The organism is Limosilactobacillus sp. DJ3M12 (assembly GCF_947381695.1).
GTDB lineage: Bacteria > Bacillota > Bacilli > Lactobacillales > Lactobacillaceae > Limosilactobacillus > Limosilactobacillus kinnaridis.
This window is the reverse complement of the sequence record NZ_CANCWY010000028.1, coordinates 1-16,086: the sequence shown is the minus strand read 5'-3', so window position 1 is coordinate 16,086 and position 16,086 is coordinate 1. Positions and strand designations below refer to the sequence as shown.

At 41.6% G+C, this 16,086-nt stretch carries 8 protein-coding genes, 2 pseudogenes and 1 other annotated feature; of the genes and pseudogenes, 2 read left to right on the top strand and 8 right to left on the bottom strand.

What is annotated here, in order from left to right; genetic code table 11:
• Together QOS06_RS09830 and QOS06_RS09825 are read left to right on the top strand one after the other, a co-directional pair.
• Positions 1-640 (top strand): IS30 family transposase (locus QOS06_RS09830; protein WP_283595964.1); only part of this gene is annotated, 640 nt, incomplete at its 5' end.
• Positions 641-856: 216 nt separating this feature from the next.
• On the top strand, positions 857-1,948 hold the full coding sequence (locus QOS06_RS09825) for an FRG domain-containing protein (RefSeq protein ID WP_273774238.1): 1,092 nt from the start codon (positions 857-859) through the stop codon (positions 1,946-1,948).
• A gap of 78 nt (positions 1,949-2,026) precedes the next feature.
• Here QOS06_RS09825 and QOS06_RS09820 read toward each other — a convergent pair whose 3' ends face one another.
• The 8 genes and pseudogenes from QOS06_RS09820 to QOS06_RS09785 all read right to left on the bottom strand — a co-directional run.
• On the bottom strand, positions 2,027-3,418 hold the full coding sequence (locus QOS06_RS09820; RefSeq protein WP_283595962.1) for an APC family permease: 1,392 nt from the start codon (positions 3,416-3,418) through the stop codon (positions 2,027-2,029).
• A 92-nt stretch (positions 3,419-3,510) separates the two neighbouring features.
• Positions 3,511-4,465: pseudogene (locus tag QOS06_RS09815) on the bottom strand (ketopantoate reductase family protein).
• A 65-nt stretch (positions 4,466-4,530) separates the two neighbouring features.
• Positions 4,531-4,776, bottom strand: a binding site (T-box leader).
• A gap of 132 nt (positions 4,777-4,908) precedes the next feature.
• Entirely contained in the window at positions 4,909-5,664 is a 756-nt protein-coding gene (locus QOS06_RS09810) for a biotin--[acetyl-CoA-carboxylase] ligase (RefSeq protein ID WP_283595961.1), read from the bottom strand.
• Between the two features lie 16 nt (positions 5,665-5,680).
• Complete coding sequence (locus tag QOS06_RS09805; protein WP_152720614.1) at positions 5,681-9,115, bottom strand: pyruvate carboxylase; 3,435 nt, start codon at positions 9,113-9,115, stop codon at positions 5,681-5,683.
• A 584-nt stretch (positions 9,116-9,699) separates the two neighbouring features.
• Positions 9,700-11,238 carry a multicopper oxidase family protein gene (locus tag QOS06_RS09800; RefSeq protein ID WP_085681076.1) on the bottom strand — a complete coding sequence of 513 codons (1,539 nt, stop codon included), beginning with the start codon at positions 11,236-11,238 and terminating at the stop codon, positions 9,700-9,702.
• 245 nt (positions 11,239-11,483) lie between these two features.
• Positions 11,484-12,320: pseudogene (locus QOS06_RS09795) on the bottom strand (IS30 family transposase); the annotation flags it as partial.
• Positions 12,321-13,373: 1,053 nt separating this feature from the next.
• Entirely contained in the window at positions 13,374-14,009 is a 636-nt protein-coding gene (locus QOS06_RS09790; RefSeq protein ID WP_283595957.1) for a Fic family protein, read from the bottom strand.
• Between the two features lie 728 nt (positions 14,010-14,737).
• A partial coding sequence (locus QOS06_RS09785) for a mucin-binding protein (RefSeq protein WP_283595956.1) occupies positions 14,738-16,086 on the bottom strand: 1,349 nt, incomplete at its 5' end.

Genomic DNA, 16,086 nt, shown 5'->3' with positions numbered 1-16,086 from the left:
TACGTCCAATTTAGACCTCTTTGAAAAACCTAAACGTAAGCATCATCGAACTCATCCGCAAGCTAAAAGGTGCTTAGGGCCTAATATTGCTCAACGACCTCAAACTGCGGACCAACGGTCCGAAATTGGCCATTGGGAACTGGATACAGTTCAGGGACAGAAAAACGGTAATGACAGTGTTGTACTAGTAATGACTGATCGCCTTTCACGAGTTAATATCACGAGTAAAATTGCTGGTAAAACTGCGCATGCAGTAAATCAGTTCTTTATAAATTTACGCCAGAAAATGGGCACAGATGCTTACTATCGCATCTTTAAGACAATAACCTCTGACAACGGTTCAGAATTTAGTGAGTTAACACAAGTTCACGATCATGTTTTCTATGCTGATCCGTATTCCCCTTGGGAACGTGGATCCAATGAGATCAATAACCGGTTTCTCCGCAAGGAGATTACCAAAGGTGAAGCTATAAATAACTATAGTAGTGCTCAGATCATAGCGACTAATGATTGGATGAATCACTATCCACGAGCTATATTTAATGGACATTCGTCAATGGACATCTATCGTAAGGCCTTCTACCAAGAGATATCACAGCTCCACCAACCAATAATCAATTGGTCAGTATTATTTATTTGAGTCCAGTGGCTAACTTATTCTTGAAATTTAGGATAAGTTAATTATATCGCTTTTCCCCCCAATTATTTATGCTTAAGCACTTAGGGACAGTATGGCATTAAACTGCCCTGTTAATTCTGCCGTAAATTGACTATGCTTAAAGGTAATTACTCTGTCAAAAGAGCTTAAACTTTTAGCAATTGTGATTAGCGGATATTTAGAAGGGGCGGAAGTGTAATGATTCATAACATTCAAACGGTGTCTACTTATATTGAAGAGATTGAAAAATTAATTAATGATAAAAAGCAAAATTATTATTTTCGGGGTCAAGACGATGCCTTTTCTAATACTTTGCCATCAGTCTTTCGGAGCCGAAAGCTGCTCGACAATGAGGATAATATGTTTAACGACTTTCTGATGGCTGACCCCCAATTGTTTGAAAAATGTCGAACTAATTTTGAACGAATGGCCTTAATGGAGCACTATCATTTGCCGACGCGGTTATTAGATGTCAGCAGTAACCCCCTCATTGCCTTATTCTTTGCGGTCAAGGGTGGTCAGGGTAATGGCGAGGTGTACGTCTACAAAGATCGGCCTAATCGCGAAAAACTAGCAAAAATGCTCGATGAACGCGGCTGGCATAATCTGATTGCCGAATATAAGTTTAAAAGCGGCTTGACTAACCATAATTACTTTAAGAAGAATGCCTTTAGCAACGAAATGCAACTTGAATCTTCATTAGCTCGGCAGTCAATGGCCGATAAAAGTGCTTTTTTCCAAACAATTAAAAACTTCTATCAATTAGATGATCGCTACGTTGCCCACCAGCACCGACTGTGGAGCAATGATTACCTGAACTACTTTGAGAATGAAGACGGTAATTATTTTGCCCGCTTTAAGCATGACCTGCATTCGCTACCATTTTTGCGCTTGTTTGAAGAAGCTAAACGTGATATCCCGAGTTTTGAAAACAAGTTAAATCCCTTGGAATTGATTGTTCCCAAGATTGTAACCGTCAAGCGAATGAGTCGCCGGATGGAAAACCAACAAGGCCTGTTCCTCTTTGTGCCTTTTATCGGTGATGAATATGATCAAGCTGTCGAGGTCGATTACGCCGAGGTTGAACGACAAGCCCAATTAGCCATCGATATTTTGAGCCTTTATAATCCAGAAAAGCCGGATGAAAAAGAAAAATACATCATCCCTGCTCAATACAAGCGGTCAATTCTCGATGAATTAGCCAAACTGGGAATTGATTACAGTTTTATTTATCCTGAAGACCACGCTAAAAAAGCTGAAATGATCAAGGATCGGTACCTTGGTCTTTAATATATTTCAAAAATAGCCGCCGATTGGTTCAGAGTTACAAAATCACTCTAAGCTAATCGACGGCTAAATTATTTAATGCTATTCGGCATGGCTAATTTTACTATGTCGATAGCCGTAGCTAAAGTACAAAACAATGCCAATTAAAAACCAAATACCAGCGCCAATCCACGTTTCCTTTGATAACATCACCATCATTGCTAAACAAGCGACGCCAGATACAATAGGTAAAACGGGATAAAATGGCACCTGAAACCCACCTTTATTACCAATATCTTTTCGGTGACGAAGCGGGATAATACCAAACGATACCAGGGTAAAGGCCAGTAAAGTTCCAATATTAACCAAGCTCGTCAATTGGTCAAGGGAAACCAGCCCTCCTAAAATAGCAACGATAATGCCCACAATCCAAAGGGCCTTCTGTGGAACGTGTTTCTTCGGATCAACTTGTGATAAGAAACCGGGTAGCAACCCATCCCGACCAATCGAATATAGCAGCCGCGAACTGGAGTAAATTGTGGTGACCATCATCGTAAACATGCCAATCAAGGCTCCCAACGATAAGAGTCCCGCTAACCAAGTCTGATGAACCATTTGTAACGCAAAGGCGACTGGGTTGGCAACATCCAACTTAGTGTATTTAACCATTCCCGTTAAAATAATTGAGATCCCCATATAAAGAACAGTTGCAACTAAGAGGGTCCCAATAATTCCAACCGGCATATTTTTTCGTGGTTCCTTAACCTCAGCAGCCGAACTTGAAACAGCATCAAATCCTAGAAAGGCAAAGAAAACCACGGTTGCCCCACGGAAAGTTCCGCTAAGATGATATGGTAAGAACGGATGGTAGTTAGCTGGTTTGATAAAGAAAAGCCCAACTAAGATAAAGGCTAAAATGATTGCTAGCTTAATTACCACCGCAGTATCGTTGATACGCGTTGAAGACCTTACTCCGCGAGAGAGCATCCAAGTAATCAGTAGCACAATTACAACTGCAACAATATTAATATAGCTACCGGCGTGAGGATTGAATGGACCCGCGAGTGCTGATGGCAGCTTGATTCCTAAACTAGCAATAAAAGAATTAAAATAAGCTGCCCACCCAGTTGAAACTGAAGCCACCGCAAGCATATATTCCAACACTAACGCCCAGCCTAGAATCCAACCCAGAAATTCGCCAAAAACAATATTTCCATACGAGTAAGCACTACCCGCTACTGGAAGTGCAGAAGAGAACTCTGTATAACACATTGCGGCTAAGCCACAAACAATGGCTGCAAATAAAAACGAAATAGTTACTCCCGGACCAGCATCTTGTGCGGCAACCGTTCCAGGGAGAATAAAAATTCCTGTTCCAATTACAGCACCAATTCCCATGGCCATTAGGTCCCAAGCGTTCATTGTCTTAACAAAATGGCGATCGGCCTTAAGGTATCGATCCAGACTTTCCTTGCGAAATAAATTAAAACGCATATAAACGATCCCTTTTCTTAATTGAGTTTAATTTAAATAATATCCTTTTTAAGTTAAAAGTCAATGAGATTATTAAATGTAGATTAAAACAATTATTTGAACTGGCGCATCGTTTCGGCCAAATGAACTTCATGAACCACAAATTCATGGGTTTTACAGATATAGTCATGCGCCCGACCTAATTTAGCAATATAGCCATTAATATAATCGACTTCTGTTGGTCGCCCCTTGCTAAAGTCTTGGTACATTGAAGGATAATGGTACTTGTAAGCTTGCGAAATCGAAATTACTGAATCAGTTTCTTCCTGACACGACTCAATCAAATAGATTCCCGCCCGTTCACAGGCATCAAAGGCCTCGTCAAATAGTTGGCGCGCCATCTCCCGCACACCATCGTAAGCGATAAACTGGCCCATTTGAATCTCAAACATCGTGCACAGGGTGTTGCATACCGCATTAAAAACAACCTTTGACATACACATCCCCTTCCACTCTGGCGCTAGAACTGGGCCAAGCTGATCCTGCTTAAAATCATTAAAAATATTTTGCACGACTTCGTTAGGCTTTTCATTATTATAACGAGCTAGATGCATTTGCTCCGACTTTTCAGCACCCATAAAATCAACATTCCTAGGAGCATCTATTCTGGTAGCAATCATTGCCGTGCCACAGATAATATGGTCAATTGGGAAATACTGCGCAATTTTTTAAATGCCTCATTCCATTCATGGCAGAAAAAACATACTGATCAGGATGGAAGAGCCCCGCCCGGCTGTCTCGTTCCAATTCATCTGCTAGTTGCATTTGCTTCTTGAAAATAATCCAAACATCAGGATGGCCATGGTATTCTTCTGGCCGATAAATATTAACCGGAACTAGGTGACGATTTTGATGATCCCGGGCAACTAAAACACCACCCTGCTCTTTAATCTTGGCAAGATTGGATTCCCAAGTTTCAATATAATCAACCTCAATTCCAGCATTTTCTTGCATCATTACTCCATAACGGATTCCCATAGCACCAGCGCCAATAATTCCATATTTCATCTTCAACATTCTCCTTTACATTGTCATAAATTTTCTAGTAAAAAATCGTCCCCTACTCATCATGAGTAAAGGACGATTGAATCGTGGTACCACCTAATTTTAATTCAACTTCACAGCTGAATTCTCTCCACGTACAGCAGTCAGTGCTTGCGATACGCTGCACGATAATGGGTGCTACCAGTACGTTCTACTTAAAATCTGTTCGACATACAACTCACGAGTGATTGGTCAATCTTCCCTTCCACTGGTTCACACCAACCACCAGCTCTCTGCTGCCAGGACTATCCACCGGTCTCGATCAACGCCATTAATTTGTTTTGATTGATTGTTAATACCTTATAATCGCTAAATGATAAAATCAATAGTTTGATTAAAATATTATTAGAAAATAATTAAATTCAATCATAAATGCTATTTAACTGCTTGCCTAATCGCTTCCAAGATTAACCAGGTAATTCTCGAACAGTTCCAGCCGTAAACACTTGCATCCCCTGAGGCGTTCGCAGACTCAAGTAACCATCATCCGTTAGGTGATCAAAATAGCCAACTACTTGTGTGCGCCCAGTATCAACCACGAGATGCTTTCCAGCTAGAAACTGGTGGTTCCGGTACACTTGCAACACCTGTGACCAAGGACAACTAGTCAATAGGTCCCAAAAACGAGCGGTAATTGCCTCAATAATAGCCAAACGCTGGCAATCACTGACTGGCGTCGCACTCAACCAGCTAATTTGCGAGCGTAATTCAGCTGGTACCTTCGCAGGCGCAGCTAAGTTAATGCCCCAACCGATGACGGTTCCGCAAACATGATTTTCATTATTAACGGCCGCCTCTGCCAAAATACCAGTAACTTTGCGACCGCTACAATATAAGTCATTTACCCACTTAATTGATAACGGTCGGGCAAAATGACTACTTAACACTTCATAAGCGGCAACTGCGGCTGTCACGGTCAAGTGCGTCCCTGATATTGCTAATTGACTAGGTAATGCAAGGGTAAAATAAGCTCCGCTGCCTGCGGGTGAATAAAATTTCCGGGTAAATTTACCATGGCCGGCAGTCTGCTGACGGGCGGTTACTAAAAATGGCGCTGTTGCCCCCGTCATCAACCGGTGCTTTGCCCACTCATTGGTTGATGATAGCAGCGAGTAATTATAAGTCGCGATCCCTCGCGCATTAAGTTTAGTAAATTTATGCATAGTTTTTCCTTTTGTATTACTTAGTTAAAGTTAACAATAAATCCTGGCTCTTTAAATGATTACCAACGCTAGCGTAAATTTTTGCTACTTTACCCGTAAATGGTGCTTTGACAGCCGATTCCATTTTCATTGCTTCGGTTACCACGAGGATATCTCCAGCCTTAACCTGGTCACCAACTTGTACGTTAACTTTAACCACAGTCCCATTCAGTGGCATCCCTAACTGACCGGGATCATCCGCTGCTGCCTGCGGCGTTGCTTTCACTGTTTCTTTTAAGCTATTATCCCTAACCATTAATTGCAAACTTCGGCCATTAAGTTCAAAAAATAATGTCCGCTTACCATCTTGATTTGGGGTTGAAATAAAGTCTAATTTGAGAATCATCTCTTGCCCTTGACCATACTGAATGTGTTTAACTTCTCCCGGCCGCATTCCCTGGAAATAAGTCGTAGTATCTAGGTCCATTACCTCACCATACTGCTGATAATTCTTAAAGTAGTCAATAAACACCTTCGGATACATTAAATATCCCTGTAAATCATCTTCATTGGGGGTGTGTTTAATCTTGTTAGTCAGTTCCTGCTTAATTGCTTTAAAATCAGCTGGCTTAGCTAAACTCCCTGGCCGAACCGTAATCGCTGGGTGATCTTTTAAGACGACCTGCTGTAATTTCTTAGGGAAGCCACCATAAGGCTGCCCGAGATCCCCCGCAAAGAAGTTAACCACTGATTCAGGAAAGTCAATGTGTCGACCCTTAGTAAAAATATTTTTCTTATCCAGATGATTTTGGATCATAAAGATTGCCAGATCACCGACAACTTTCGAACTTGGAGTTACCTTAATAATGTCACCAAGGAGTTGATTAACTTCCCGGTACTTCGCCTTAACCTGACCAAAATCTTTAATTCCTAACGATTGGGCTTGCTGTTTTAAATTAGAGTACTGCCCACCAGGCATTTCAGTGCGGTACAGGTCTGGCTGTGGAGCATTAATCCCGTTGCTAAAGTCATGGTAAAGCGGACGAACACCTGCCCAGTATTGGTTCAGCACTTCGACATTATGCATATTCAAAACGGGCTGTCGCTGGTCACCTTCGAGCGCATAGTAAAAGGTTCCCATACTAGGTTGACTAGTTGTCCCAGCCATCGCCGCCATTGCAACATCTACCACGTCCACGCCAGCCTTGGTTGCTGCCACGTAAGTTGCTACCCCATTTCCGGTCGTGTCATGAGTGTGAAGGTGAATAGGCACATCAAACTTAGCTTTTAAATGACCAACCAATTCGTAGGCTGCCTGCGGTTTTAACAACCCTGCCATATCTTTGATGCCAATCATTTGTGCACCAGCATCAATTAACGATTGGGCCAATTGCATATAGTAATCCAACGTATACTTATGCTCGGTAGAGCTTAGAAAATCGCCGGTAAAACACATTGTTCCTTCAGCAATTTTCCCAGTTTCTCGTACATATTCAATACTTCGCTGCATCTGTTCAATCCAATTGAGGGAATCAAAAATTCGGAAAACATCGACTCCCACCTTAGCACTATGGTCAATAAAACGTTTCAAAACATTATCAGGATAATTCTGGTAACCCACTGCATTAGATGCTCGCAGCAACATCTGTTGGAGAGTATGTGGCATATACTTTTTAAGTAACCGTAGCCGGACCCAAGGATCTTCGCCTAGGAATCGATAACAAACATCAAAAGTGGCCCCACCCCAACTCTCCACTGAAAAGAGGTTTGGCATTGCCTGATCATAAATCTTCATTGCTGGCAGCATATCGTGTGTTCGCATTCGAGTAGCAAACAAACTTTGGTGGGCATCCCGCATTGTAGTATCAGTTAATAATACCTGGGACTGCTTTTTTACGTAGTCCATTGCGGCCGTGGCTCCCTGCTCATCTAAGATATCCTTAACCGTCTTGCCAGCCGTCGCCGAAGTGGGTTGTAATTGGCTGTATCGTGGCTGCGCCAATTCTGCCGAGTTTAAGTGCTTCTGCTTAGTTACCCCAGCAAAGCCATTCACGGTGACATTGCTAATATACCTTAATAATTGTATTGGCGTATCTGGTTGATGATCAAAGCAGAATAATTCCGGATGTTCATCGATAAAGGTTGTTGAACAATTTCCGGCAACAAAAGTGGGATGACGTAACACGTTAACCATAAAGGGAATATTCGTTTTGACACCACGTAGCCGAAACTCATGTAGAGCTCGAAGCATCTTAACCCGTGCTTCTGCAAAGTCATCCCCCTTAGTACAACATTTAACTAATAGGGAATCGAAGTATGGAGTTACAACATACCCGGAGTAAACATTGCCATCAAGCCGCACTCCAGTACCACCGGGAGCATGGTAGGTCAATACCCGACCAGTATCTGGCATAAAATTATTTTCAGGATCTTCGGTCGTTACTCGACACTGAATAGCTGCACCATGAAAATGCAAGTCTGCTTGGTGAGGCAATCCAATATCTTGATGAAGATCCTCCCCTGCAGCAATCCGAATCTGGGCTTTAACAATGTCAACCCCAGTAATTAATTCAGTTACCGTATGTTCAACCTGAACCCGTGGATTAACTTCAATAAAGTAAAACTGCTCAGGCGTCGCTAAAAATTCAATTGTCGCAGCGTTTTGGTAGTGGACGCTCTTCATTAATTTAAGGGCTAAATTACAAACCTCTGTCCGTCGTTCTGGTGTTAACACTACACTAGGCGCAAATTCAACAACCTTTTGGTGACGACGCTGAACGGAACAGTCCCGTTCAAATAAGTGCATCACGTTACCATGTTCATCTGCCAAAACCTGCACTTCAATATGCTTGGGGTGTTGAATATCTTTTTCAACATACATTTCATCCGACCCAAATGACTTTAAAGCCTCGTCTTTTGCTTGGTCAAATTCGGCAGCTAGCTGTTGGTCGTTTTCAACAATCCGCATGCCCCGGCCACCACCACCGTTAGCAGCTTTAATCATAATTGGATAACCGTACTGATGAGCAAAGGTTTTAACTTGTGCAAGACTAGTGACATTACCCGTCAAACCAGGAATCGGCTGTAAGCCCGCCTTCATCGCTACTTGCCTAGCAACGAGCTTATCACCAAACATACGGAGATGCTCTGGCTTAGGACCAATAAATTTAAGGCCATTATCAACGCACGCCTGAGCCAAATCAGCATTTTCAGCTAAGAAACCATATCCGGGATGAACGGCTTCAGCACCAGCAGCCTTTGCTACTCGAATAATTTCATCAATATCAAGGTAGGCGTCAATAGGTTGTTCATTTTTCCCAATCAGATAAGCTTCATCAGCAGCAAAACGATGAGCACTATACTCATCTTCTTTAGCATAAACTGCCACCGCTTTGATTCCCAGTTCATGACAAGCACGGGTAATCCTGGTGGCAATTTCACCACGGTTAGCAATTAAAATCTTCTTAAACAATCTAACGCACCATCCTTTTATTCATCCTATTCTACATTTGATATCTTGCCATCACATGATTATTCATATTATTAATTTTGGTAATCATTATTGCCACCCTCTTCATCTAATCAAATTTTAATTTATACTCAAATAATACTCACCATTTTTTCATCTGTCAACGATTGATCATTGGTTTAAGCAGTTAATTGTTTACTTTAAAAAGGAAAAGGCAATCTTCTCAGCATGGAACTAAGAAAATTGCCATTGCAGCGATACATCGCCTTCTCAGAACGATTTATCATCTTGTGAAATACAATCAATCTTATAATTATCAAATAGCTAAAGCATAATTTAGGATTGATTCTTACTATCATTCTACAACCCATGAAAAATAAGTCTAGTTCATGAGCTTATTTTGTTATACTCTAAATTCTTTATTATAAGTTACTTTAACTGCCAAAATAATTCTTTTCTTAAATTAAACTCAAAGAAACACCTTAATATACTTGACTATTCGTAGAAAAACAAAAATACCACCCGCATTCCGACGAGTGGCATTCATAGCTACCAATATAATTTTACAACTCTTTACAAAACTTCGGCTACATTTCCATTCCCATTTTCTTGTAGGATTCCATTCCGCCAAGCCACAGTTGATCCATCGGCACATGACGTTCTTCAGCAAAAGCCTTCATGATCGTCATGTGATTCATTAAATGATACTTCTTGTTGGGATTTGCTGGATCGATCACTTGAAGTTGGGCCATCATGCCGCCATCCTCATGCTCAAGGATATGACAATGATACATAAAGACGCCCGAAACATGGAACCACACCTTAATCACAACATGTGCACCAGGATTAACTGCAACCGTATCCTTCAGCCCTAGTTCATTAGGGTATGGTGCATGGCCATTCCGCGAAACAACTTTAAATGCGGTTCCATGCATATGGTATGGGTGAATCATTCCGGGAGCCGGGTTTGTATTACAGATATCCCACAGTTGAACCTTCCCCATCGGCATCTGATAGTCAATCCGATCCATCTGGAATTTCTTACCGTTCATCGCAACCGCTTCATCCATTCCGTCAAGGGTAACATGGTGAACTGGAAGGTCTGGATCAACAGCTGGATCTGGCACTTCAAATAGGGTGGCTGGAATCGTGGTATTATCAGGCTTAAATTCATGAATTCGGAACCGGAGAAGAGGAACATCATCAGAGTAAAGCGTCACAACATCCCCCGGCTTGTACTTGCCAAAGTCGACAATAATTTCTTGCCGCTCTGCACAGGTAATCAAGAGCTTCGTCATTCTAACCGGATGTGGTAACAGGCTTAGGTCACCAGCAATCTGAGTAAATTCAAGATCATCACTAAAGTGTAACCGGAATTCGCGGCGGTTAGCACCATCCAAGAACCGCAAACGAACTTTCTGGGTCGTAACATCAAAGTACGGATTAATCGTACCGTTAATCATCGGTGTTGGTCCGGCGACACCATCGGGATCATAGTCCTTCCGGTAGTTCCACTGGTTATTTTCATGAAAACGACGGTCTTGTAAAATAACTGGAATATCGTCAACCCCGTAAGTTCGTGGTAACGGAAGGCTCTGCTCATGTTCATCTTGGACAATTGCCCCAGCAGCTAAGCCCTGCCATACCTGCTCGGCGGTTGCTGGACACGGGTGGGCATGTAACCAAACAAAAGCGGCTGGTTGATTGATCTTAAAGGTAACGTCACGACTGCCACCTGGATAGACAGGGGCATGACAACCACCATCCTCAATCGGACCGGGAATCGCTAACCCATGCCAGTGAAAAGTTGTTAATTCAGGTAGATGGTTAACCAGGTGCAAATGAATGGTCTTCCCATTTTTAAACACTACTGTCTTACCTAACAGCGGCGCATTGTATCCCCAGGTCTTCGTTTTTTCACCGGGCATCAACTGGACCGCGCCTGTTTGAGCAACAATTGTGTAATACATGTCCGTTGCCGTTTCCTTATCCGGCTGCAATATTTTAGGAATGTTTAATGGCTGTTGCGGTACCTGTGGTTCTTCCAATGGCACATAACCACCATCATGATAATCATAAGCTGCCTCATCATAAAAATAGTGGTCGATTACTTCGGCTTTACTCATTATCTAAGACCTCCGTTTCTTATATTTACAACCATTATAGTTCTTTTTAATGATGGGTGGTTAGAAACACTGTCTTTGTAAAGATAAGAAATCATCTTATCCTTACCAAATACCATAGAACCTAAATAATGCTATTTAATGAAGATAGTATTACTGGTAACGGTTCTTCTTCATACACATTTAATGTCTATAAAGCAGAATGTAACCTTGTTGGTAATTGGTCATTACTAAAAGAAGCCCTAGCAATTACGGAAGCCTTTCTTTTTACTCAGACCATCACGACGAAGAATACCGTTGGTGTTTTCGTTTAACCCTCGCTGATTAGGCGCACCGACTTCCGCAAAGTATGTATGGATATCATGCTTATTGGCAATCTCACGCCAGCCCGCAAATTCCTTACCGTTGTCAAAGGTGATGGACTTAAAAAGATGACGAGGCTGTTTTGATAGCCACTGATCCAAATAATAGTTCACACTTTCGACCGTTTTGTGATGGACATTCAAGACAATCTCAACTTTTGAGATTCGTTCTACTAGGGTCATCACAGCGCCATGGTGAGCTTTCCCTTGAACTGTATCAGCTTCTAAATGACCAAATTCATGTTGGTAATGCGGAAAATCGCGGTAACGTTGGTAAATACTGCGACCAAGATGGCCAGCTTTCCCACGTCGTTCAACGTAGCCATTTGGATGACGGTTACCTTTCATTGGTAACTGCTTAACATCAAAGTCATATTGACCACGGGCAAACATGCGATAAAGTGTCCGCATACTACAACTGATTTTCTTCTCTGACCGACCAATAATGGTATCTGGTGTCCAACCTTGACTAACTTGCTTGGTAATGTAACTTACTTCATCATCAGGTAACGTCATTGGTTTACGACCACAACGGCGCTTATTCCGTTGGTACTGCTTTAAATACTGCGCGATTGTCTTACCCGTATCTAAATAACGATAAACTCGATAAATTGTTTCAGCACTACGCTTTAGTGATTTAGCAACTTGATAAGCTCGAGTGTCTTGACGATAAAATTCAGCTATGAGAGTTAATTCACGTGTGGTAAGATGTTTGTAGGTCATTTGTGATTGCCTTTCTTTTGATTAGGGATACTCAAAAGTCTATCACAAATGGCTTTTTTGTTTTTCTAACTTAATTTTACAAACCGGGAAATAAAAAAGTCCTCAAGTAACATTACACGATCATCACGCGTATTTATACCTGAGGACTAATACGTCAGTCAAACTAATTGCTTTGTTAAAACACTAAAGTACTTATGACCAGAATACAATACGCTCCTTACATCATATTAAACCTATAAAGTAGGTAAAAAAAATAGCTTTACTCTGACAAGAATCATACTTTACTATTATACCCTAAAATACCATTTATTAATATAATCTGAATAAAGGAATTATAGGGTCACCAAAGCACTTTCAGTTTGAATAATTCCTGTCTACAAGTTTATAAAGCAAATGATGTCTCATCAAAAGTAATAAACCACTTAAAACTAAACTGATAGAAGTGGGGAGAACAATGAAATTCAAACCATGTATTGATTCCAATAGTGCCAATATTAAGAATAAAGCAGATGGAAACTAAGATATCTTTTTAACTCGTTGAAAACCAAAAAATTTAGTAACATAGTCTCGGCTATGACTAACACTTGATCTTAAATCGATGATTATGCTCCTTATCAAATGTTATTGAACAATACAAGTGTACTATCAATACGACTAATTAGTAACTATATTTACCTTCTCGTCCTCTATTTCTCAAATTTTCACACGTCAAAATCGTCTAAGTGCTTGGTAACGTTGAACTACAGCGATCTTCCGTGGATCAAAACAACACGGGAAACGCTCACGTGAGAAAAAAGTGAGAAGTCGATAACGTTTTTTAACGTAAAATAGCCTGTTATAACGACTGAAAATGCCGTTATAACAGGCTATTAGACCTTATCTAGTGCTGACTAGAAGCTTGGAGGTTAAATTGCTCCAACCATTGAGATATCAACGATTAAGCCAATTATTTTTGACTTTGTGTGTCTAGTTGTGTGCATTTTTCAGTGCAATAATCATTTTATCGGTGCAAAACCGGCCAATTTTGCACCGATAACTTTTAAATTGCACCGATTAGTCATTAACTGTATATCGACTTGCTCTCCCTCTACCAACCAGTTTTATTATGTTCTTCTTTCGTAATTCTGCTAATACGTGCTTAATAGTACTCTCACCATACTGTGGAATTAAGTTCATCAGTTCACGCCTTGATAAAGGTTTTAAACTATTACGTAACTTAGTAAGCACTAATGATTCTGGATCTTTTTCAGTATCATTAGTGAAATCAATACGTGTATTTAGTTCACGATATGCTTGAAGAACGATGCTCAAAAAGTAATCAACATAGGGGCCATAATGATTATCATTATTACTCCAAGCAGTTCCTGAACTTTCTAATAAAGTTCGATAATATTCAGCTTTTGTTTTTTCAATCAAGCGCTCTAAACTAATATATTTTCCGACTTCAAAACCCAATTGATGTAATTCTAACAACATTAATAGCCGTGACATCCGTCCATTTCCATCTCTAAATGGGTGAATAGAAACAAAATCAAGCATAAAGGCAGCTGCTAATATTAAAGGAGGAAAAGAATTATTGGTAATTGCATTATTGTAAGCCGTGCATAAGTCTTGGACTAGTTCAGGAGTTAAGTAAGCCGGTGGTGGAGTGAATCTCGTCTCCTGATGACCATCCGGAAATGTAGTCACAATAGAATTATCAATTTTACGGTTCGAGTTTACTCATGAATATTTCATTTTCAGACTGATTATTATGCAAAAAAGAATATTTTTCGGTTTTCACGTGACATGAAAGCGCCTTTCATGAATTTAAAGGTGATAAGATGTTTTTTCACCTCATGATTTTTTAATTTTCTGGTGATTAAACGCGCCAATGGTTGTCAAATCAACAATAATCGGCATTGTCAGGTGACAACCATTCTTGATGCGAAAACGCTTCACCCTTAAACAACGGCCGTTAAACTAAAAAAATAATAAGTCGGAAATTTTTCCTTAATTTTTGTATTATATGATTTTTGTTTCATATAAAAATTAAATCTAACGAACAATTTCGTCCTTGCATGGCCAAATTGATCGACCGTTAGTTAAACCCCTTGCTACGCTTGACTTTTCGGCAACTAACCGAAAAGAGGTTTATTTATCATACGACACCAACCGATTTTTGTCCTGGCCAAAATATAAAAAATAGACTTATCGTCATTAAAATTAACGATAAGGATACTTTTTAACCTTGCATATCGGTTACACAACCAAGGACCATTAAAAACGTTCGTCCGTATTTATCCAATGACAACCAAACCTGGCAACTAGTAAAACGATAATTTAAACAGCAACAACAAAAAGCGCTAGGAAGCAACGCTTTCACCAACGTAGTTTCTAGCACTTTTACTCTCAATCTGCCTGGTAGCATGATTTAACTAACGTTTATTTTCACGACGTGGGCGATTGAACCAACCGCCTAATAACGTTAATGTTCCTAATAAGTTAAGCAGGACTGCTGACTTTGCCCCCGTTTGCGGCAATTGGTGTGGCTTTACCTGCTTTGTGTCACCGTTCTCCTTCGGGGTGGCTGCGTTAGCCTTTCCGAATCGTGTTGGACCTTCTTTGCTATCCGTACTCAACACCCCTGGAGTAATCAGTTCCGACGTCAGTGGATTATCATTCGCCGAATCTACTGGTGCTTCCGGCTTTAATGGTTGAACTGTCGGAACCACCCTATTTGCTGGATCTTTAGGAGTTATTGAAGTATTGGCTGCCATTGGTGTGTAGCTAACTACTTCGCGGTAGCTCAGCGCCAGTGGCGTAACTATTTTGCCCCCTGCTTCTTCACGATCCGCACGATAACCCGCGATCTTTGGTGTGGATTCACTGCTAAAAACAAATACTTCCGGCGACCACGAATCTGCCCGTACTTCTCCCGTAACTTTATCAACTACCATTTTTCTTGCAAACGTTACTGACTGAACTTTATCAGCTGGCGTTTCAACCCCTGCCCCTTGATAATGCACCGTTTGGGTTAGTGTCCGTTGGACGTCGCCAACTTCCGTTGGCCACTTTGGCCCATCGGGGTCGTTCTGGTTGATTGGCGTCCCAGGTTCTTGTGGGTCCTCTGGCGTGACTGTTTGTGTTCCATGCTTGACGATCACATCGTAGGTCTTGCCGTTGTTGCCATCGCCTAGTTCACCACCAACTTGCTTGGTGTAACGATCTTCAACCAGGACGTAACCTTGGTCACTCAACGTTTTCAGTTCGTCGGCCGTACTGTACGTTACCTTGTCGCCGTACTTCCCGTCGACCTTGTTGCTCGTGATCGGTTCGTTGCCATTGTCTTGATCCAGGTACCGCACCGTAAAGTTGGCATCCTTCTTCACGTAGGTCACTTTTGTATCCTGCGTTGGATCTTTTGGCGTGACTGTCTCTTCACTCGGCACGTAACCTGGTACATTTGGCGCTGGTTGATCCGGCGTTACCTTGGTTGGATCCTTTGGATCCGTTGGGTAACTTGATTGATCAACCCCCGGTAGCTCGTGACCGTCTGGGTCCACCGGCACGATCTTCCCGTTTGGCCGGTACGTTACCGTATCCGTTACGTTCAGTTCGTCCGGTGTGGCCGTCTGAGCCCCGGCAGTGGCTTTGTCAGCCGTGTAGCCTTTAACTACTGGCGTCGTTTCTGCCCCAAAGGTGTGATCCGTTGGCGTCCACGCCGTCGTGCTCGTCACTTTCCCCGTGACCTTGTCAACCGTCACCGTCCGGGTAAAGACGTTTT

What these genes read in the sequence shown, in the direction of transcription:
- QOS06_RS09800 (WP_085681076.1), bottom strand. Translation starts at nt 11,238, where the DNA reads ATGAGTAAAGCCGAAGTAATCGACCACTATTTTTATGATGAGGCAGCT.
- QOS06_RS09810 (WP_283595961.1), bottom strand. Translation starts at nt 5,664, where the DNA reads ATGCATAAATTTACTAAACTTAATGCGCGAGGGATCGCGACTTATAAT.
- QOS06_RS09820 (WP_283595962.1), bottom strand. Translation starts at nt 3,418, where the DNA reads ATGCGTTTTAATTTATTTCGCAAGGAAAGTCTGGATCGATACCTTAAG.
- QOS06_RS09825 (WP_273774238.1), top strand. Translation starts at nt 857, where the DNA reads ATGATTCATAACATTCAAACGGTGTCTACTTATATTGAAGAGATTGAA.